We start from the raw sequence: 18,486 nt of genomic DNA, 5'->3' as shown, positions 1-18,486 counted from the left end.
ACTGAATACGCGGCCGGACCCGGATCAGGGTCCGGCCGTTCCCGCATACGCATACCCAAGGAGACTACCCATGGCCGAGATCACCGCCGCCCTCGTGATGGAACTGCGCGCCAAGTCCGGCGTCGGCATGATGGACTGCAAGAAGGCCCTCCAGGAGACCGACGGCGACATCAACGCCGCCGTCGACTGGCTGCGCGCCAAGGGCCTGTCCAAGGCCGCCAAGAAGGCCGATCGTGTCGCCGCCGAAGGCCTCGTCGCCGTCGCCTCGAAGGAAGTCGGCGCCGGTGAAGTCGGCGCCGCCATCGAGTTCAACGCCGAGACCGACTTCGTCGCCCGCAACGAACTGTTCCAGAACGCCGCCAAGCGGTTCGCCCAACTGGGCCTCGAGCACGCCACGGTCGAGGGCCTGCACGGCGCCGAACTGGAAGCCGGCAAGACGGTCCAGGACGAAGTCACCGGCATGATCGCCACCATCGGCGAGAACATGCAGCTGCGCCGCGCCGCCCGCCTGTCGGTCGACGAGGGAGTGGTCGCCTCCTATGTCCACAACGCGGTGTCGCCGGGCCTCGGCCGTATCGGCGTGCTGGTCGCCCTGCACGGCGGCGGCGACAAGACCGCCCTGCGCGAACTGGGCCGCAAGATCGCCATGCACGTCGCCGCCACGGCGCCGCTGTCGCTCAACACCGACGACCTCGACCCGGCCGCCATCGAGAAGGAACGTCAGGTCCTGACCGAGAAGGCCAAGGAAGACGGCCGTCCGGAAAACATGATCGCCAAGATCGTCGATGGCCAGATCGCCAAGTTCCAGAAGGACGTCGTTCTGTCCAAGCAGCCGTTCGTGATGAACCCGGACGTGACCATCGAACAGCTCGTCGCCGACACCGGTAAGGAACTGGGCGCGCCCGGTCTCCACCTCGCCGGCTTTGTCCGCCTCGCCCTCGGCGAAGGCGTCGAAAAGGTCGAGGGGCCCGACTTCGCCTCCGAAGTCGCCTCCATGACCAGCGGCCAGTAGAACGTCCTCACCGCGAGGAGATCGATCAGGGGTCGGCGGAAACGCCGGCCCTTTTTCGTGGAGACGCCCATGACCCCGAATGACGACCTGTCCGACGAAGATGGCGGCGGCTTCGATTTCGACGACTGGTCGCGCCTGACGCCCTTCACCGGCGCCGTGGCCACGCTCGATGACGTTCAGGCCAGACGCGCCGTCTTCGCCCTCGCCGAGACCGACGACCCCCGTCCCATCGCCATTGACCTGCCCCAGCCGGTGATCTGGTGGGAGGCCGACGGCGAACAGGCCGCCGTCGCCGTCCAGGCCGAAAGCCACCTCGGTTCCGACGGCGAGGAGATGGAGGTGCTTGGCCTGATCCTCCCCGACGGCGGCGGCGCCGTGGCCCTGCTCGAGGACGTCGATCTGGTGGACGACACCGACCCCGTCTGGCGCCGCCTGGTCGAAGAGGCGGTCGATCCGGGCGCCGCCGACGACTGAGCCGTTAGGGACCGCGACATCTCCCTTTGCACTGCGTCGCTTGATCGCGTCATATCGCGGCCTGCAACGATTCAGGGGAGTTACCATGCGTCTGGCCGCCTTGCTGTCCGCGACCGCCATCGCCTTCGCCGTGCCCGCCACGGTGTCCGCCCAGGAGGTGGATCGGGTCGCTGTCAACCGGATCATCGATCAGGGCTTCAACCACAGCGAGGTGATGGAGACAGCCGCGCACCTGACCGACCGTATCGGCGGCCGCATCACCAACTCGCCGCAGATGCGCGAGACCGAACGCTGGACCCAGCAGTGGTTCCGCGACCGGGGCCTGTCGAACGTGCGCGCGGAAGGCTTCGAGTTCGGACGCGGCTGGTCGATGGTTCGCTCCGATGTACGCATGATCGCGCCGCGCCCGCTGGAGCTGCGCGCCATCCCGGTGGCCTGGACGCCGGGCACCGACGGCACGGTGAGCGGGGAGGTGATCCTTGCCCCGATGAGCCGGGTGGCTGACTTCGACAAATATCGCGGCAAGCTGGCCGGAAAGATTGTGATGATCTCCGAGCCGACCGACGCGGAGGATCCGACCTCGCCCCAGTTCCGCCGCTGGACCGATGACGAACTGGCCGGCCGCACGGGCTATAACCAGCCCACCCACTCGCATGTGAACGTCAGCCGTGACGGCGGGCGCGACAACTTCGCCCTTCGCATGGACGAGTTCCTCGCCGCCGAGGGCGCGCTGGGCTGGGTGCGCATGTCCTACCGCGACGGCGGCCTGCTGCACGGCGCCGGCTACACCCACCGGACCGGCGCCACCCCGACCTTGCCGGGCATGGAGTTGGCGGCCGAGGACTACCGCCGCCTGGCCCGCCTGTCGCGCGCAGGCGCGGCGCCAGCGCTCGAGATGATGAGCGAGGTCCGTTTCCACGATGAGGACGTCAACGCCTACAATGTGCTGGCCGACATCCCGGGAACCAGCCGCTCGGGAGAGTATGTGATGGCGGGGGCCCACTTCGACAGCTGGGCGGCCGCGGACGGCGCGGTCGACAACGCCGCCGGGACCGCCGTCGTCATGGAGGCGGCGCGCATCCTGAAGGCCCTGAACGTGCGGCCGAAGCGCACCATCCGGTTCGCCCTGTGGAACGGCGAGGAGCAGGGCCTGCACGGCTCCCTCGCCTATGTCGACCGTCACCTCGCCACCCGCGCGCCGCTGGGCGATCCCGAGCTGGACGCCCTGCCCAACGGCCAGACCTGGCGCGCCCGCTGGCCGGTCCAGCCCCGGCCCGGCTATTCCGACCTCGTGGCCTATTTCAACATCGACAACGGCTCGGGCCGCATCCGCGGCATCAATGCAGAGGGCAATGTCGCCGCCGCCGCCGTGTTCGAGGAATGGCTGAAGCCCTTTTACAGCCTCGGCGCCACGACCGTTTCGCTGCGGCCGTCTGGCGGCACCGACCACGTCTATATGCAGACCGTCGGCGTCCCCGGCTTCCAGTTCATCCAGGATCCGCTCGACTACGGCAGCCGCCTGCACCACACCTCGATCGACAGCTACGATCACCTGCAGCCCGAGGACCTGCGCCAGGCCGCCGTGGTCCTGGCCGGCCTTCTGCTTGCCGCCGCCAACAGCGACGAGCCGCTGCCGCGCATGCCTATGCCGACGCAGCCCCGACCGACGAACCCGTTTGGCAACTGAGGCGTTTGCAATCGATTTCGAAGGGGCCGGCGGGCAGACTCGCCGGCCTCTTCTTTACGCGCCGCCGTCCGCCATCGCCCTGCGCCCCAGCATCATCGCCCCGATGACGCAGCCGCCGAACAGCAGGCCCTCGATGCCGCCGGTGACCACCTGGCTGATGGGCCCGAAGCCGGTCTCGCCGAACACCGCCCCGATCTGGTCGAGGCTGAGCCGCGAGTCCTGAAATTGGCGGGCCAGCAGATCGAGACTGCCGCCCATCAACCGCCCGCCGAGCAGCGGAATCAACAGCCCCGCCGCCGCGCCGGCCAACCCCCCGGCCGCGAAGCTCGGCGTCAGCCGCGGCCGGCCCGGAAAACAGGTCGCCAGCCGGGCCCCCAGGCCCAGCGCCCCGCCGATGGCCGCCCCTTCAACCCCGCCGGTGATCGCGCCCGGCGTCTGTCCGAACAGCAGGTTGAAGGCGTCCAGCCCGATCAGTTTTCCGACCGCCCCGATCAGCAGCCCGCCGCCGGCGCCGCCGACGATGCTCCACAGCCAGCGCCGCTCCGGCGCGAAGCCTGCCGCCGCGATGCCGAAGCCGACGCCAGCCCCCGCGATCAGCCCCAGCACGACGCTGAGACTGACCAGAACCAGCAGCACCGAGGCGGCCCCGATGCCGGCCTGCAGCGGGTCCGGCGCCGCGCCGAAGCCGTAGAACAGGCCGATCAGGGCTCCCGCAACTCCGCCGCCGGCCATGCCCGCGGCGCCGCTCAGCCAGAAGCGCCGCCATGGCGAAGACGCAACGGGCGGCGCGGTCACGGCCGAGGCCGCCAGTGCCGGGGAGGGCGCGTCCTCCCCCTCGGCCTCGACCTCGGCGATGAAGCGGTAGCCGTGCTTGGGCGTCGTCGCGATGAAGCGCGGCCGGCTCGCGTCGTCCCCCAGCTGCCGCCGCAGCGTGCGGATGCACTGGGTCAGCGCCTCGTCGGTCACGGGCACGCCGCGCCAGACGTCGTCGAGGAAGCGATCCTTGGTGACCAGCCGACCGTGTTCGCGCACCAGCAGGACGAGGGCGTCGAAATAGCGGCCGTTCAACTCGACCGGCTCACCGTCGCGCCGGAGCCGGCGGTCGTCGACGTCGAGCTCGAATTCTTCGAAGCGGAAACGGCCAGACGCCATTTTTCAGCAGGACCTCACGACTTGCTCATGCCGCTCACCGTCGCGCCAGGCAGGGTGCAAGCCTCACTTATCGACGGAGGCGAGGCAATGGCCAATACGGCGGAGATCGTGGGCGACCGGCGCGGATGGGTCGCGCCCTTCGCTCCCGTGTCGTCTCGGGCGGCGATCAGCTCCCCGATCCTCGCCCTGAGGATTGGCGGCGACCGGAACGGTGTGGCGCTCACCCGCAACGAGGTGGTGCGGGAGGCCCTCGGCGGCCGCACCTGGCGGGGCGCCTTGACCAATATCGCGAGCACACCGCGCACCGCGGTGTCAGTCGAGATCCACTTCCATGACCGCAGCGGCCGGGTCGTCGGCGCCCCCGTCAGCGCCCGGGTCGGCGGGCTCGATCCGGGCGCAGCCATTCACCTGCAGGCGCGCCTGCCCGCTGAGGCCGCCGGTCTGAGCGTCCACGCCCTGCGCTGGGCTGACGGCGGCCGGCGGGTGACGCTCGAGCGTCCCGAACCTCTGCCTTTCGGCTGCCTGCCGGACTGAGCGCCGCACCCCGGCGGCCTTCTCCCGCGCCGCCGGACCGGCTAAGTCCCTTTCATGATCGGAAGACTGAATCACGTCGGCGTCGCCACCCCGTCCATCGAGGCCAGCGTCGCCCTGTATCGCGACCTGCTCGGCGCGACGAAGGCGCATGAACCTTTCGACCTGCCGGCCCAGGGCGTCCGCGTCTGCTTCGTCGACCTGCCCAACAGCCAGATCGAGCTGATCGAGCCGCTCGGCGACGGCAGTCCCATCCACGGCTTCCTCGCCAAGAACCCAAAGGGCGGCCAGCATCACGTCTGTTTCGAGGTCGAGGATATCCTGGCGGCGCGTGATGCGCTCCGCGCCAAGGGCGCGACCATTCTCGGCACGGGCGAGCCGCGCATCGGCGCCCACGGCACGCCCATCATCTTCGTCCATCCGAAGGACATGGGTGGGGTGCTGGTCGAACTGATGGAAACGCCGAAACAGGGAGCCCACTGATGGACATGCCGATCGGGCCGGTCACCATGCTGGCCATCTACATTGTCTGCTGGTGGGTAGTGCTGTTCGCGGTCCTGCCGCTGGGCATGACGCAGGGCGCGCAGGAACGCCCCACCGACGGCGGCCAGTGGGGGGCCCCCGCCGATCCCCGGCTGAAGCGCAAATTCATCACCACCAGCTGGGTCTCGCTTATCGTCTGGGCCGTTGTCATGGTGCTGGTCTTCATCGGCTGGATGCCGCTGCCGGATCTGGCCCCGCCCGCCTGAGGTAACCGATGACCGATCGCCTGTTTCTCCTGAACCCCGACTGGCATGACGACGACGGCGGCCCGTGGTTCTGCCCCGCCGGCGCCTTCGTCGAGGGCGTGCTGGCTTTCTATCCGGCCCTCAAGTCGCATCTGGACATCACCCGTCTTGACCACCCCCGTCCCCGCCCGCCGGTGATTGAGGCGGTTGGCGAGGCGCACCAGTCCTGTCCGATCCTGGTCCTCGACGGCGCGTTCGACTGGCCCGACGCCGAAACCAGCGCCGCCACCGGCCGCCGCTTTCTCCAGGATCACGCCATCATCCCCTATCTGGCAGCGCGTTACGGCATCGGCCGGCCGCATCCGTGAAGGAAGGGCTTAGGGCTTAGGGCTTAGGGCTTAGGGCTTAGGGCTTAGGCATGGGACCAAGTTTTGGAGCGAGGGTGTCGAGGTGATCTCCGGAACCCCCCTAATTCCTAAGCCCCAAGCCCTAAGCCCTCCTCACTTGGCCTAGCTTTCGCCCCGCTCTCCCGGCTAAAGCGGTTCTCCACCTCTGTCCCCGGAGTCCGCCCATGCGTCTGTCGCGCTACTTTCTGCCCACGCTCAAGGAAGCGCCGTCCGACGCCCAGATCGTCTCGCACAAGCTGATGCTGCGCGCCGGTCTGATCCGGCAGGAGGCCGCCGGCATCTACGCCTGGCTGCCGCTCGGCCTGCGCGTGCTGCGCAAGATCGAGCAGATCGTCCGCGAGGAGCAGGTCAGGGCAGGGGCCGTCGAACTGCTGATGCCCACCCTGCAGCTGGCCGATCTGTGGCGCGAGTCCGGCCGCTACGACGCCTACGGCCCCGAGATGCTGCGCATCACCGACCGGCACGAGCGCGAGTTGCTGTATGGCCCGACCAATGAGGAGATGATCACCGACATCTTCCGCGGCTATGTGAAGAGCTACAAGTCGCTGCCGCTCAATCTCTTCCACATCCAGTGGAAATTCCGCGACGAGCGCCGGCCGCGCTTCGGCGTCATGCGCGGCCGCGAATTCCTGATGAAGGACGCCTACAGCTTCGACATCGACGAGGCCGCCGCCCGCAAATCCTACAACCGCATGTTCGTGGCCTATCTCAACACCTTCGCCCGCATGGGACTGAAGGCGGTGCCGATGCGCGCCGACACCGGCCCGATCGGCGGCGACCTCTCGCACGAGTTCATCGTCCTGGCTGACACCGGCGAGAGCGAGGTGTTCTGCGACCGCAAACTGGTCGAGATGCCCGCTCCCGGCGGCGACGTCGACTGGAACGACCTGCAGTCCATCGTCGACGAGCGCACCGCCCTCTACGCCGCCACCGAGGAAATGCACGACGCCGCGCGCTTCGAGCGCGAGACCGCCGAGGGCGACCGCCTTTCGGCCCGCGGCATCGAGGTCGGCCACATCTTCTACTTCGGGACCAAATACTCGGCGCCGATGAAGGCCCGGGTCGCCGGCCCCGACGGCAAGGACACGGATGTCCACATGGGCTCCTATGGCGTCGGGGTCTCCCGCCTGCTGGGCGCCATCATCGAGGCCGGCCACGACGAGGCCGGGATCATCTGGCCCGACGCCGTCGCCCCGTTCGACGTCGTCGTCATCAACCTGCGGTCCAGCGACGCCGCTTGTTCCGCCGCCTGCGAAGACGCCGTGGCCAGACTGGAGGCCGCCGGCAAGGATGTGCTCTATGACGACACCGACGAGCGCCCCGGCGGCAAGTTCGCCACCGCCGACCTGATCGGCGTGCCGTGGCAGCTGACCATCGGGCCCAAGGGCCTCGCCGACGGCGTGGTCGAGCTCAAGCGCCGCGCCACCGGCGAAAAAGTCTCCATCCCTCTCGACCAGGCCATGACGAGGCTGACCGCATGACGGACGCGACCGCGCCGTTGAAGACCCCGAAGCCCGCCGGCCCCTTCTCCGCCTGGGAGTTCGGCCTCGCCCTGCGCTATCTGCGGGCCCGCCGGCGCGAGGGCGGCATCGCCCTGATCGCCATCATCTCCTACGTCGCCATCGCCCTGGCGGTGATGGCCCTGATCGTGGTGATGAGCATCATGGCCGGCTTCCGCAACGAGCTGCTGGACCGCATGCTGTCCTTCAACGGCCACATGTACGTCCAGGGCCAGGTGCTGGTCGATCCGACCCGCGACGCCGCCCTCGATCGCATCGCCGCCGTCCCCGGCGTGGTCAGCGTCACACCCCTGATCGAGAACCAGAGCATCGTCCGCGCCGCCGGCGTCACGACGGGCGCCATGGTGCGCGGCCTGCGCCCGCAGGACCTGGGCTCAATGCAGTACGTCAACGAGAGCCTGTCGGAAGAGGCCCGCCGCAGCTTCGGTCAGGGCGCGTATGGGGGCGACAATATCCTGATCGGCAAGGCCCTCGCCGACGGCATGGGCCTGCGCGTCGGCGACCCGATCACCCTCTATTCGCCGACCGGCGCCGACAGCGCCCTCGGCAATCTCGGCGGGCTGGAGAAGACCTACCGCGTTGGCGGCACCTTCAGCTCCGGCACCGCCGACTTCGACCGCGCCTTCATTTTCATGCCGCTGGAGCAGGCCCAGCTGTTCTTCGCCAAGGAAGGCGTCTGGGACGTCATCGAGCTCAAGGTGGCCGAGCCCGACCGCGTCGAGACCCTGCTGACCCCCGTCCGCGAGGCCGTGGGCGGCGCCGCCATCGTCAGCGACTGGCGCGACCGCCTCGCCGCCTTCTGGGGCGCGCTCAAGGTCGAGCGCGTGGCCATGAGCATCATCCTCGGCCTCGTCGTCGCTATCGCCGCGCTCAACATCATCTCCGGCATCGTCATGCTGGTGAAGAACAAGACCCGCGACATCGCCATCCTGCGCACCGTCGGAGCCAGCCAGTCCTCCATGCTGCGCATCTTCTTCATCGCCGGCGCCGCCATCGGTGTGGCGGGGACCATCACCGGCCTCGTCCTCGGCCTGCTGTTCTGCCTCAACATCGGCAGCATCCAGCATTTCCTCGAATGGCTGTTCCAGGTCCGCCTGTTCGACGCCGACGTCTATATGCTCGAGTCCATCCCGGCCGAGGTCGACCCCTGGGACGTCCTCTGGGTCACGTTGTGGTCCGTCTTCATGTCCTGCGTCGCCAGCCTGCTGCCTTCGTGGCGGGCCGCCAAAATGGATCCGGTGGAGGCCCTCCGCTATGAGTAAGGCCACCCCCGTCCTCTCCGTCCGCGGCGTCACCCGCACCTATGAGTCCATGGCCGGTCCTCTGACCGTGCTCAAGGGCGTCGATCTCGACGTCATGCCGGGCGAGGTCGTCGGCCTGATCGGTCCGTCGGGCTCGGGCAAGTCGTCCCTGTTGCACGCCGCCGGGCTGCTGGAGCGCCCCACCTCGGGCGACATCCTGATCGACGGCAAGGACGTCGGCGACCTGCCCGAGCGCGCCCGCACCCACATCCGCCTCGCCAGCATCGGCTTCGTCTACCAGTTCCACCACCTGCTGGCCGAGTTCGACGCCCGCGACAACGTCGCCCTGCCGCTGCGCATCGCCGGCGTGAACCAGACGGACGCCCGCGCCCGCGCGTCCGAGGTGCTCACCGCCCTCGGCCTCGGCGAACGCCTGACCCACCAGCCGGCCCAGATGTCCGGCGGCGAACAGCAGCGCGTCGCCGTCGCTCGCGCCCTCGCCAACCGCCCGCGCCTGCTGCTCGCCGACGAGCCGACCGGCAACCTCGACCCCGCCACCAGCCAGACGGTGTTCGAGGCTCTGCACGATCTGGTCAAGAAGACCGGCGTCGCCGCCCTGATCGCTACCCACAACATGGAGCTGGCCGGCCACATGGACCGCGTCTTCGCCCTCAAGGACGGCCATCTCGAGGAACGCCCCGCCGAGAGCCACGCCTACTAGCTTCAATGCGGCGGGGGCCCTCTGTCTCCTCCCTGTCGCGAAGCGATGGGGAGGGGGACCGCGGAGCGGTGGAGGGGTGGAGGAAGGCGCACCGCGCCCGACGACGAGGGCCGCACTGACGGCCGGCGGCTCACCCCGAGCTGATCGTCCGCATCAGCGTCGCGGCGTTGATCTGGAAGGCCACCACCGTCTGGGCGACGTTGATCAGGGTCAGCAGCACGAACTCGGTGTTGGCGAACATGTCGAACCCCGCCACGCCCGAGGCCCCCAGGGTGAACAGCACGATCTGCACCACGGCGACCAGCCCGATCAGCAGGGCCTCGTTGATCTGGTTCACGCCCGGTTTGGACACCTTCAGCTGTTCGGCCATGGCCACGATGGCGGCCGCCACCATCAGCACCTCGACCCAGGCCAGCTTGTAGCCCTCGATGTCGAACAGGACGGCGCGCGGATCCCTGAAGATCAGCTGGCCGGCGATGAACAGCACCAGGATCAGCACAAAGCCGGGCAGGAACCGGAACAGGCCGCCGTTGCTACGGCCCTTGTCGTTCCGCCCGACGACGGCGGCCTCCGCTGCAACGTCATTCATGCCGTCTGCTCCCGATGGTTAACGCCGAAGCTATGCGGTCAAGGCGCAACGGCGCAAGGGCGCTCGCGGGGCAGGGGAGAGGGAGGGGCATTGCAGGACCGCACCTTGTCATCCCGGACGTCGCGAAGCGACGATCCGGGACGGGTTCGCAAAGATCATGACCGGCCCGGAAGCTGCGCAGCGGCTGTCCGGGCCACAGGTTGGGCTGGCTCGGATCGCCACCAGTCTCCCGGACAATCGCGAACGATTTCCGGGAGCGGCATTCTGCGCCTTGCCGTCCCGGATCGCCGCTTCGCGACGTCCGGGATGACAAGGCTCCGGACGCCTCGGAGCGACCTACTTCTTCCCCGGCGCCTGGGTGAAGGGCGAGGTCCCCACCGATACCGCCGGTTTGGCCTTCTCCGCCTTCGGCTTGCGGATTTCCTTGTTGCTGCGCGCTTGACCCTTGGCCATGATCGTCATCCCGCGACGCCTGCCGCCGGAAGGCGGATGACTGGTGGCGTCTGCTGCAGGCAGCATAGCATTTTCAGGTCGAGCGAGCCCGATACGTTGAAACTTGGCCGCCAGTCCTTACGCGCTCTTCACCGAGAGGGTCGCCTCACGCACTTGATCAGCGGCTATGTCAGCCTTGTCTGCTGTGGGCGGCGCAACGGGAAGCGCTGTGATCGGGGCTGGGAGGTCACCTAACATCACATGATAAGAGTGGTGGGCGCTAAACCCGCGCCCGGCGACCGCGACATCGACTCTTACCCACCCAGAGGCACCACCATACTTATCGCCAAGCGTGGGACTAAGCTGACGAGACTGTTGGTTCCGCGAAAGTAGCTGCCACTCCAGTTCCCCGCTGGGAGGCACCCTGACGGCTGCAGCCGTCAGCCTGTCACGCTTCTCCCAAACGAAGGTCCCATCAACGTAGTGCACCTCCGCCAGATAGATGGCCTCGATCGTCAGTTCGCGGCCGGGCTTGGCCTTCAGAGCCGCCCAGAGCGAAATCTCGCGATCACCGCTGTCCGACCGATCCCGATAGATCAACGGCTTAAACGTAACCGGGGACATTGCTCTTTGCAGTCGCGTGAGCGGGCCTTTCCCGTGAGCCGCCTCACCCAATACGAATCCGGCCGACAAGACGGACAGACCGAGGAACAGGGCGGGCCAAACATAAACTGGAAGGAGCGGGGTCAACCAAGTGTCAGCAATCCACAGAAGCAGCGCTGGCATCCAAGCCAGTCTGGCAAATGCTGCGAGATAGCGTCGTGAGCGGAAGCTAACTTGATGCGGGATCATTAAGCGAGGCTATTGCAAAAAGAACAAAACAAGAATAGGAACATACCCGGAACACGCACGAAGGAGGCCGTCATGGCGCGTTGGGTTCGGGATGCACTGTCGCTGGCGTCGTGCGGCGGCTTCGTCTGGGTGATGTGGCAGGCGGCGCTGCTGACCACGGCGGCCTGATGCGGCAGGGCGATCAGGTCGCCCTGAACGGCGGCTCTCGCCGACTCCCCGATGTCGACTCTGCCCACTCTGCCACACCCAATTTCGGCGCCGACTCTGCCGACTCCGCCACACCGTTTTTTCGTCACGCCCCGGCTCATCCACAGCCGGTCCCCGGTCCCGCCGCCGTCCGCGCCGCTTTCGGGTGTCGCGGTCGCCCGCGATGTGAGACTCGGTCCATGACAGGGGCTCACCTGACGAAGGACCCGGTTTGACCGACACGCTGAACAGCCAGGGCTTCATCCACCTCCGGGTCCGCTCGGCCTATTCCCTGCTGGAAGGCGCGATCAAGGCCGGCAAGGTCGCCCGGCTGGCCGCCGACGCGGGCATGCCGGCGGTCGGCGTCGCGGACCGCGCCAATCTGTTCGGCGCGCTGGAATTCAGCCAGGCCGCGAAGGACGCCGGAGTTCAGCCGCTGATCGCCTGCGCCCTGCCGGTCACCGGCATCGGCGGCAAGATCAACGAGCGCTGGGCCAAGGTCCCCACGGTCGTGCTGCTGGTCCAGAACGAGGCCGGCTGGCTCAACCTCTCGATCCTGTCGTCCTCCGCCTTCCTCGACGCCGGGGCGATGGACGAGCCAAGCGTGCCCTGGGAGAAGGTAGCGGCCCATGCCGAGGGCCTGATCCTGCTCTCCGGCGGCCCCGACGGCCCGGTCGATCCCCTGTTCGTCCAGGGCAAACCCGCCGAGGCCGGCGCGGCCCTCGCGGCCATGCAGGCCGTCTTCGGCGACCGTTTCTACGTCGAGCTCCAGCGCCATGGCCTCGCCTCCGAACAGCAGGCCGAGCGCGGTCTCGTAGAGTGGGCCTATGCTCACGACGCCCCCCTCGTGGCCACCAACGACGTCCATTACGCCAAGGCCGCCCAAGCCAGGTCGCACGACGCCCTGCTGTGCATCGCCGACGGCGCCTTCACCGGTCAGGAGGATCGCCGCCGCATCACCGGCCAGCATTGGTTCAAGACCGCCGCGGCCATGCGCGAACTGTTCGCCGACCTGCCCGAGGCCTGTGACGCCACCCTCGACATCGCCCGCCGTTGCGCCTTCGTCGCCCCGACCCGCGCGCCCATCCTGCCGCGCTTCGACGCCGGCGACGGCCGCTCCGAGCCCGACGAACTGATGCATCAGGCCCGCGAGGGTCTGAGGGTCCGCCTCAAACAGGTCACCCCGGCCGCGCCCGAGGAAGAATACTGGAGCCGCCTCGAATGGGAGGTCGGCATCATCCAGCAGATGGGCTTCCCCGGCTATTTCCTGATCGTGTCGGACTTCATCAAATGGGCCAAGAGCCACGGCATCCCCGTGGGTCCCGGGCGGGGCTCCGGGGCCGGCTCGCTGGTCGCCTGGTCGCTGACCATCACCGACCTTGACCCGCTGCGCTTCGGTCTGCTGTTCGAGCGCTTCCTCAATCCCGAGCGGGTCTCCATGCCCGACTTCGACATCGACTTCTGCCAGGAGCGGCGCGAGGAGGTGATCGACTACGTCCAGGACCGCTACGGCAAGGACCGGGTGGCCCAGATCATCACCTTCGGCACCCTGCAGGCCCGGGCGGTGCTGCGCGACGTCGGCCGGGTGCTGCAGATGCCGCTCGGCCAGGTCGACCGCCTGGCCAAGATGGTCCCCGCCAACCCCGCCAACCCCGTCACCCTTGCCCAGGCCGTCGACCTCGAACCCCGGCTCAAGGAGGCGCGCGACAGCGACGCCAATGTCGCCGCCCTGCTGGAGACGGCGCTGGAGCTGGAGGGGCTCTACCGAAACGCCTCGACCCACGCCGCCGGCATCGTCATCGGCGACCGCCCCCTGGTCGAGCTCGCGCCGCTGTATCAGGACCCGCGCTCCTCCATCCCGGCCAGCCAGTTCAACATGAAATGGGTCGAGGCCGCCGGTCTGGTGAAGTTCGACTTCCTCGGCCTCAAGACCCTGACGGTGCTCGACCGCGCCCGCCAGTATCTGGAACGGCGCGGCGCCGCTCCCGACTGGAACGGCCTGCCGCTCGACGACGCCCGCACTTATGAACTGATGGCCTCGGGCCAGACCGTCGGCGTGTTCCAGCTGGAATCGCAAGGCATGCGCGACACCCTGCGCAAGATGCGTTGCGGCTCGATCGAGGAGATCACTGCCCTGATCTCCCTCTACCGGCCCGGGCCGATGGAGATGATCGACACCTACATCGATCGCAAGTTCGGCCGTCAGGAGGTCGACTACCTTCACCCCTCGCTCAAGGAAGTCCTGACCGAGACCTACGGCGTCATCATCTACCAGGAGCAGGTGATGAAGATCGCCCAGATCCTGGCCGGCTACAGCCTCGGCGAGGCCGATCTTCTGCGCCGGGCCATGGGCAAGAAGAAGAAGGAGGAGATGGACTTCCAGCGGGCGCGCTTCATCAAGGGCGCCTCGGAACGGGGCGTGCCCGAGGAGCAGTCCGGCGGCATCTTCGATCTGGTCGCCAAGTTCGCCGGCTATGGCTTCAACAAATCGCACGCCGCCGCCTACGCCCTCATCTCCTTCCAGACCGGGTGGCTGAAGGCCAATCACCCCGTCGAGTTCATGGCCGCGTCCATGAGTCTCGATCTCAGCAATACCGACAAACTGGCCGTATTCTATCAGGATTGTCGCCGCTTCGAAGTGCCGGTGAAGGCCCCCGACGTGAACCGTTCCTCGGCCGACTTCGACGTCGCCTGGGAGGAGGGGACGGACGGCGAAAAGATTGGTTCGGTGCTCTATGCCCTCGGCGCCATCCGCAACGTCGGACTGGAGGCGATGAAACACCTCGTCGAGGTGCGCGAGACTGGCGGCCGCTTCACCGACATCTTCGACTTCCTCGAACGGGTCGATCCAAAATACATCAACAAGCGCGCCCTCGAGAACCTCGCCCGCGCCGGCGCCTTCGACAGCTTCCACACCAACCGCCGCCAGCTGGTCGAACAGGCCGACACCCTGATGGCCTATTGCCAGAGCGTCGCGGCCGAGCGCGCCTCGTCCCAGGTCTCACTGTTCGGCGGCGATCAGGCCGGGGCGGCCCGGCCGCGTCTCCGGCCGGTCGAACCCTGGGTCGGGCCCGAGAAGCTGGATCAGGAACTGGCCGCCGTCGGCTTCTACCTGTCTGGCCACCCCCTGGAGGACATGGCCCCGGCCCTGAAACGCAAGCGCGTCACCTTCGTCGCCGAGGCCACCGCCCTGGCCGAAAGCGGCCATGAGGCCTTCCTGATGGCCGGCGTCGTGCGCCGTCGCCAGGAACGGGCCAGCGCGAAGACGGGCGAGAAATTCGCCTTCGTTACCTTCTCGGACCCGACCGGCGAGTTCGAATGCCTGTTCCCCCCCGAACAGCTGCGCAACAGCCGCGAGGTGCTTGAGGCCGGCGCCTCGGTCATGATCCGCGTTCGCGCCAAATCGTCAGACGGCGAGGTGCGATTCTTCGGCGACAGCGCCACCCGGCTGGAGACGCTGATCGACGACGGGCAGATGGGCCTGCGCATCCATGTCTCCTCGAAGGCCGCCGATCCCGCCGCCCTCAAGGCCCGCCTCGATCGCGCCCGGGCCGAGGGCAAGGGCGGCGAGGTCTCTCTGGTCGCCTCGCTCGACGGCCGCCGCGAGGTCGAACTGAAGCTCCCCGGCCGCTACCGCCTCGACGGCGCCCTCCGCGGCGCCCTCAAATCCGCCCCCGGGGTGGTGCTGCTGGAGGATGCCTAGGCCTGATCCGTCACCGCATAGACCATGATCCCCGTGGCGATCGCCAGGTTCAGGCTGTCGGCCCGCCCCCGCATCGGGATCTTGACGTTGACGTCGCAGGCCGCCGCCAGCGCATCCGTCAGCCCGGCCTGCTCATTGCCCATGAGGATCAGGGCCGGGCGCTGGATATCAGCCTCCCGATAGCCCGTGGCGGCGTCCAGCCGCGTCCCGATCACGCTGCCGGGCCAGTTGTCCCGCCAGGCCAGGAATTCGGCCGCCGAGGCCTGGGCGATGGCCACCGCGAAGGCCGATCCCATAGTCGCCCGGACCGCCTCGACGGAATAGGGATCGACACAGTCCCCGATCAGCACCACCCCCCCGCAGCCCGCCGCGTCGGCCGTGCGGATGATGGTCCCCAGATTGCCCGGGTCCCGCACCTGCTCCAGCGCCACCCAGCACGGCGCCGTCCCCGGCACGATCGCCGTCAGCGGCGTATAGACCTGCTCGAAAACGCCCAGAACGGTCTGCGGATTGTCCCGCCGGCTGATCTTCTCAAGGATGGCGTGGGTCACCGCCACCACCTCACCCCCGGCGGCCCGGGTCTCGGCTTTCGCCCGCTCCAGCAGCGGATGCGGCCGCGCCTCCTCGCCGACGAGCAGCAGCTTCGGCGTCCGGCCCTGATCCAGCGCCTCGCCGATGAATTTCAGCCCCTCGGCCAGGAACCGCCCCGTCGCCTCGCGCTCCTTGCGCATGTGCAGGGCGCGCACGGCCTTGACCGTGTCATTGGTCAGCGAGGTGATCAGCCGGTCCGCCATCAGGCGCTCCACCGCGCGAAGAAGCTCAGCCCGATCGCCCGCCCGTCCGGTCCGTCCTCGGCCAGCGCCAGTTCGCCCCAGTCGATGACGCCGCCCCGATCCGCCGTGGCCTCGGCCATCAGATGCGCCAGCGACAGCCCCGAAATCCGCGCCGCGTACGCGTTAAGCAGCAGGAACGACGCATCGTCCGACAGCAGGGCCGCGCAGTCCTTCAGCAACCCCGGCAAATCGTCGAACAGACGCCACACCTCCCCCGTCGGCCCCCGCCCGTATTTCGGCGGGTCGAGGATGATACCGTCGTATTTCGACCCTCGCCGGACCTCCCGCGCCGCATATTTGCGGGCGTCTTCGACGATCCAGCGCACCGGCCGGTCGGCCAGACCCGACAGCTCGGCGTTCTCGCGCGCCCAGGCCACCGACTTCTTCGAGGCGTCGACGTGGGTCACTTCCGCCCCCGCCGCCGCGCAGGCCAGACTGGCCACGCCCGTGTATCCGAACAGGTTCAGGATCTTTGGCTTGCGCAGCCGCCGCACCCGCCCGTCCAGCCAGTCCCAGTTCGCCGCCTGCTCTGGGAAGAATGCCAGATGCCGGAACGGCGTGAACCGGCTGGTGAACCGCACATCGCGCCACGCCAGCGGAAAGCAGTCGACCGGCTTGCCGGCGAACCGCCAGCGACCGCTCTCGTCCTCGTCGGTAGGATCGAACACGGCGTTTGCGGCCTCGAAGGCGGCCGGATCGCGCGGCGACCAGAAGCACTGCGGCTCCGGCCGCACGACCGTGTAGGGGCCGTAACGCTCCAGCTTGCGGCCGTCGCCGCTGTCCAGCAGGGCATAGTCCGGCCAGGCGCGGGTGACGAGGGTTTCAGGCGACGGGTTGAGGCGCGGCGGCATGGCCCGCTGATAGGCGTTCCGGCGCCGCCTCGTCCAGCGCGGCGTGCGCAGGCGCAGGCGCAGTCACCGTCGCGGTCACGGGTTCGTCGCGCCGGTGACGCGTCTTGTCCCAGGCGAACGGCTCCCGCACCAGGCGCCACGCCGCATGGGCGGCGGCCAGGCTCTGCAACGCCCAATAGGCGGGCGCGACGATCATGTCCGTCGGCCCGTAGGGCACGCCGGCCCGCCGCGCCCCGATGGCGCAGGACAGCCATGCCGAGGCCGCGCCGAGGATGAGGACGACGAGCGCCAGCGCGGGCGTCTGCGGCGGCAGCCCCGCCACCGCCGCCACGAGCACCGTCGTCGCCAGCCAGGCGAGGGACGGCCCATTGACCGACGCGGAGACGATGCCGGCTCCGACCGTCATCAGCAGGGCGAAGGCGCCCCGCGCGCCCAGCCGCCACGGCCGCCGCGTATGCACGCCCCAGGTCTGCATATAGCCCTTCAGCCATCGCGTCCGTTGCGGCAGCCAGTCGGACAGGTCGCCCGGCGGCGTCTCCCAGGTGGGCCGGCTTATAACCCCGAGCCGCCAGCCCTTGCCCCACAGGCGAAAGCCCAGGTCAGCGTCCTCGGTGACGTTGAAGGCGTCCCAGCCGCCGACCGCGCGCAGCACGTCGACCCTGAAATGATTGCTGGTCCCGCCCAGCGGAAACGGCAGGCCGAGCCGCGCCATGCCGGGCAGGGCCGTCTCGAACAGGCTGGCGTATTCGGCCGCGAACTGCCGGTCGAGAAAGGGGGAGGGACTGAGCCCGCGATGCATCCGCCGGATGCGCAGCGGCGCCTGCAAACAGGCCAGGTTGCCACCGGCGTCGGCCGCGAACCGGGCGGCGGCCTCGCGCAACTGCTGCGGATCCGGCTCGTCCTCGGCGTCATAGACGGTCAGCAGGTTGCCGGTGACGTGGGGCAGGGCGCAGTTCAGGGCCCGGGGCTTGGTCTGCGGCTCGCCGGGCGGCGCCACGAAGACTTCCAGCCAACCCGGTTTCGACGCCGCCAGCGCCGCGCTAATGGTCGGCGCGTCGTGCGGTTCGAGGATCAATAGACCCTGCAGGCGGTCCTGCGGGTAATCGATGCGCGCGAGACGTTCGACCAGTTGATCGATCACTTCGGCCTCGTCGTGCAGCGCGACGAGCACGCTGTAGCGGGGCAGGTCGGCGGTCGCGTGATCCCGCCGGTCGATGCCGCCCGCGCTCAGGATGACCAGCGCCACGCGCCAGCACGAAATGACGAGGAAGGTCGCCGCCGCGCCCGCCACCAGCAGCGGCCCGATCAGGCCTGGGCGTATCCAGACCAGGCAGCCCGCCGCGGTGAGCGCACCGGCGAGGGCGAGCCACTGGAAGTCAGAGAGGCCGCGCAGTCGTGCACTCATTTCCCGCGGCGGCTCAGGACGCACAGTCTCGCGCCCACGATCCCGAAAACCGCTGATCCCCGCCCGTTCCATTCGAAATGGTTAACGCGCCGGTGCGCAACCTGCAAGTGATTGGCGCGAGGCGGGGAATGCCGCTATTCAGAAGCCGCAGTACGGAGTTTC

General features: G+C 68.6%; 17 protein-coding genes. 11 read left to right on the top strand and 6 right to left on the bottom strand.

Annotated elements, in window-relative coordinates; translation table 11 throughout:
- The first annotated feature begins 70 nt into the window (after positions 1 to 70).
- The 3 genes from tsf to HNQ67_RS02720 all read left to right on the top strand — a co-directional run bounded on the left by tsf (position 71) and on the right by HNQ67_RS02720 (position 3,173).
- Positions 71 to 1,012, top strand: coding sequence for a translation elongation factor Ts (tsf, locus tag HNQ67_RS02730; protein ID WP_183252083.1), 942 nt, complete (start codon positions 71 to 73; stop codon positions 1,010 to 1,012).
- A gap of 69 nt (positions 1,013 to 1,081) precedes the next feature.
- A complete protein-coding gene (locus HNQ67_RS02725) occupies positions 1,082 to 1,486 on the top strand; it encodes a hypothetical protein (protein ID WP_183252081.1) in 405 nt (134 codons plus the stop codon).
- Positions 1,487 to 1,571: 85 nt separating this feature from the next.
- Entirely contained in the window at positions 1,572 to 3,173 is a 1,602-nt protein-coding gene (locus tag HNQ67_RS02720) for a M20/M25/M40 family metallo-hydrolase (RefSeq protein WP_183252080.1), read from the top strand.
- Between the two features lie 54 nt (positions 3,174 to 3,227).
- Here the strand turns inward: HNQ67_RS02720 and HNQ67_RS02715 are convergent, their stop codons facing one another.
- Entirely contained in the window at positions 3,228 to 4,325 is a 1,098-nt protein-coding gene (locus HNQ67_RS02715; RefSeq protein ID WP_183252078.1) for a winged helix-turn-helix domain-containing protein, read from the bottom strand.
- A gap of 87 nt (positions 4,326 to 4,412) precedes the next feature.
- On the opposite strand from HNQ67_RS02715, the gene HNQ67_RS02710 reads away from it, so the two are divergent.
- The 7 genes from HNQ67_RS02710 to HNQ67_RS02680 all read left to right on the top strand — a co-directional run bounded on the left by HNQ67_RS02710 (position 4,413) and on the right by HNQ67_RS02680 (position 9,473).
- A complete protein-coding gene (locus tag HNQ67_RS02710) occupies positions 4,413 to 4,859 on the top strand; it encodes an FxLYD domain-containing protein (RefSeq protein WP_183252076.1) in 447 nt (148 codons plus the stop codon).
- 54 nt (positions 4,860 to 4,913) lie between these two features.
- Positions 4,914 to 5,339, top strand: coding sequence for a methylmalonyl-CoA epimerase (gene mce, locus HNQ67_RS02705; RefSeq protein WP_183252074.1), 426 nt, complete (start codon positions 4,914 to 4,916; stop codon positions 5,337 to 5,339).
- Positions 5,339 to 5,605 (top strand): DUF1467 family protein, encoded by a 267-nt coding sequence (locus HNQ67_RS02700; RefSeq protein ID WP_343054792.1) that lies wholly within the window; start codon positions 5,339 to 5,341, stop codon positions 5,603 to 5,605. Before mce ends, HNQ67_RS02700 begins: the two co-directional genes overlap by 1 nt.
- 8 nt (positions 5,606 to 5,613) lie before the next feature.
- Positions 5,614 to 5,952, top strand: a complete 339-nt coding sequence (locus tag HNQ67_RS02695; protein WP_183252072.1) for a DUF3088 family protein — start codon at positions 5,614 to 5,616, stop codon at positions 5,950 to 5,952.
- A 203-nt stretch (positions 5,953 to 6,155) separates the two neighbouring features.
- On the top strand, positions 6,156 to 7,472 hold the full coding sequence (gene proS, locus HNQ67_RS02690; RefSeq protein ID WP_183252070.1) for a proline--tRNA ligase: 1,317 nt from the start codon (positions 6,156 to 6,158) through the stop codon (positions 7,470 to 7,472).
- The gene (locus HNQ67_RS02685) at positions 7,469 to 8,773 is read left to right on the top strand and encodes a lipoprotein-releasing ABC transporter permease subunit (RefSeq protein ID WP_183252068.1); all 1,305 of its coding nucleotides are present in this window, start codon (positions 7,469 to 7,471) and stop codon (positions 8,771 to 8,773) included. Before proS ends, HNQ67_RS02685 begins: the two co-directional genes overlap by 4 nt.
- The gene (locus tag HNQ67_RS02680; RefSeq protein ID WP_183252067.1) at positions 8,766 to 9,473 is read left to right on the top strand and encodes an ABC transporter ATP-binding protein; all 708 of its coding nucleotides are present in this window, start codon (positions 8,766 to 8,768) and stop codon (positions 9,471 to 9,473) included. Before HNQ67_RS02685 ends, HNQ67_RS02680 begins: the two co-directional genes overlap by 8 nt.
- 130 nt (positions 9,474 to 9,603) lie before the next feature.
- Here HNQ67_RS02680 and HNQ67_RS02675 read toward each other — a convergent pair whose 3' ends face one another.
- Positions 9,604 to 10,062: a hypothetical protein gene (locus tag HNQ67_RS02675; protein WP_183252065.1), complete on the bottom strand. Its 459-nt coding sequence runs from the start codon at positions 10,060 to 10,062 to the stop codon at positions 9,604 to 9,606.
- Positions 10,063 to 10,398: 336 nt separating this feature from the next.
- Positions 10,399 to 10,515, bottom strand: coding sequence for a hypothetical protein (locus tag HNQ67_RS13570; RefSeq protein WP_246347407.1), 117 nt, complete (start codon positions 10,513 to 10,515; stop codon positions 10,399 to 10,401).
- Positions 10,516 to 11,764: 1,249 nt separating this feature from the next.
- Between HNQ67_RS13570 and dnaE the strand changes: the two genes are divergently transcribed.
- On the top strand, positions 11,765 to 15,235 hold the full coding sequence (dnaE, locus tag HNQ67_RS02670) for a DNA polymerase III subunit alpha (RefSeq protein WP_183252061.1): 3,471 nt from the start codon (positions 11,765 to 11,767) through the stop codon (positions 15,233 to 15,235).
- Here dnaE and HNQ67_RS02665 read toward each other — a convergent pair.
- The 3 genes from HNQ67_RS02665 to HNQ67_RS02655 are packed head-to-tail and all read right to left on the bottom strand — an operon-like array spanning position 15,232 to position 18,324.
- The gene (locus HNQ67_RS02665; RefSeq protein WP_183252059.1) at positions 15,232 to 16,029 is read right to left on the bottom strand and encodes a TrmH family RNA methyltransferase; all 798 of its coding nucleotides are present in this window, start codon (positions 16,027 to 16,029) and stop codon (positions 15,232 to 15,234) included. The genes dnaE and HNQ67_RS02665 overlap by 4 nt on opposite strands.
- Positions 16,029 to 16,919 carry a class I SAM-dependent methyltransferase gene (locus HNQ67_RS02660; RefSeq protein ID WP_183252057.1) on the bottom strand — a complete coding sequence of 297 codons (891 nt, stop codon included), beginning with the start codon at positions 16,917 to 16,919 and terminating at the stop codon, positions 16,029 to 16,031. Before HNQ67_RS02660 ends, HNQ67_RS02665 begins: the two co-directional genes overlap by 1 nt.
- The gene (locus HNQ67_RS02655) at positions 16,891 to 18,324 is read right to left on the bottom strand and encodes a glycosyltransferase family 2 protein (protein WP_183252055.1); all 1,434 of its coding nucleotides are present in this window, start codon (positions 18,322 to 18,324) and stop codon (positions 16,891 to 16,893) included. The genes HNQ67_RS02660 and HNQ67_RS02655 overlap by 29 nt, the downstream gene beginning before the upstream one ends.
- Positions 18,325 to 18,486: the final 162 nt, after the last annotated feature.

This window comes from Brevundimonas basaltis, assembly GCF_014202075.1.
In the GTDB taxonomy this organism is placed as follows: domain Bacteria; phylum Pseudomonadota; class Alphaproteobacteria; order Caulobacterales; family Caulobacteraceae; genus Brevundimonas; species Brevundimonas basaltis.
This window is presented reverse-complemented; position numbering and strand designations above follow the sequence as displayed.

Excerpts from the sequence above, each read along its gene's own strand:
- HNQ67_RS02710 (WP_183252076.1), top strand. The coding sequence starts at position 4,413 with ATGGCCAATACGGCGGAGATCGTGGGCGACCGGCGCGGATGGGTCGCG.
- HNQ67_RS02675 (WP_183252065.1), bottom strand. The coding sequence starts at position 10,062 with ATGAATGACGTTGCAGCGGAGGCCGCCGTCGTCGGGCGGAACGACAAG.
- HNQ67_RS02680 (WP_183252067.1), top strand. The coding sequence starts at position 8,766 with ATGAGTAAGGCCACCCCCGTCCTCTCCGTCCGCGGCGTCACCCGCACC.
- HNQ67_RS02685 (WP_183252068.1), top strand. The coding sequence starts at position 7,469 with ATGACGGACGCGACCGCGCCGTTGAAGACCCCGAAGCCCGCCGGCCCC.
- HNQ67_RS13570 (WP_246347407.1), bottom strand. The coding sequence starts at position 10,515 with ATGGCCAAGGGTCAAGCGCGCAGCAACAAGGAAATCCGCAAGCCGAAG.
- HNQ67_RS02655 (WP_183252055.1), bottom strand. The coding sequence starts at position 18,324 with ATGAGTGCACGACTGCGCGGCCTCTCTGACTTCCAGTGGCTCGCCCTC.
- HNQ67_RS02665 (WP_183252059.1), bottom strand. The coding sequence starts at position 16,029 with ATGGCGGACCGGCTGATCACCTCGCTGACCAATGACACGGTCAAGGCC.
- HNQ67_RS02720 (WP_183252080.1), top strand. The coding sequence starts at position 1,572 with ATGCGTCTGGCCGCCTTGCTGTCCGCGACCGCCATCGCCTTCGCCGTG.
- HNQ67_RS02695 (WP_183252072.1), top strand. The coding sequence starts at position 5,614 with ATGACCGATCGCCTGTTTCTCCTGAACCCCGACTGGCATGACGACGAC.
- HNQ67_RS02715 (WP_183252078.1), bottom strand. The coding sequence starts at position 4,325 with ATGGCGTCTGGCCGTTTCCGCTTCGAAGAATTCGAGCTCGACGTCGAC.
- mce (WP_183252074.1), top strand. The coding sequence starts at position 4,914 with ATGATCGGAAGACTGAATCACGTCGGCGTCGCCACCCCGTCCATCGAG.
- HNQ67_RS02700 (WP_343054792.1), top strand. The coding sequence starts at position 5,339 with ATGGACATGCCGATCGGGCCGGTCACCATGCTGGCCATCTACATTGTC.
- HNQ67_RS02660 (WP_183252057.1), bottom strand. The coding sequence starts at position 16,919 with ATGCCGCCGCGCCTCAACCCGTCGCCTGAAACCCTCGTCACCCGCGCC.
- tsf (WP_183252083.1), top strand. The coding sequence starts at position 71 with ATGGCCGAGATCACCGCCGCCCTCGTGATGGAACTGCGCGCCAAGTCC.
- proS (WP_183252070.1), top strand. The coding sequence starts at position 6,156 with ATGCGTCTGTCGCGCTACTTTCTGCCCACGCTCAAGGAAGCGCCGTCC.
- HNQ67_RS02725 (WP_183252081.1), top strand. The coding sequence starts at position 1,082 with ATGACCCCGAATGACGACCTGTCCGACGAAGATGGCGGCGGCTTCGAT.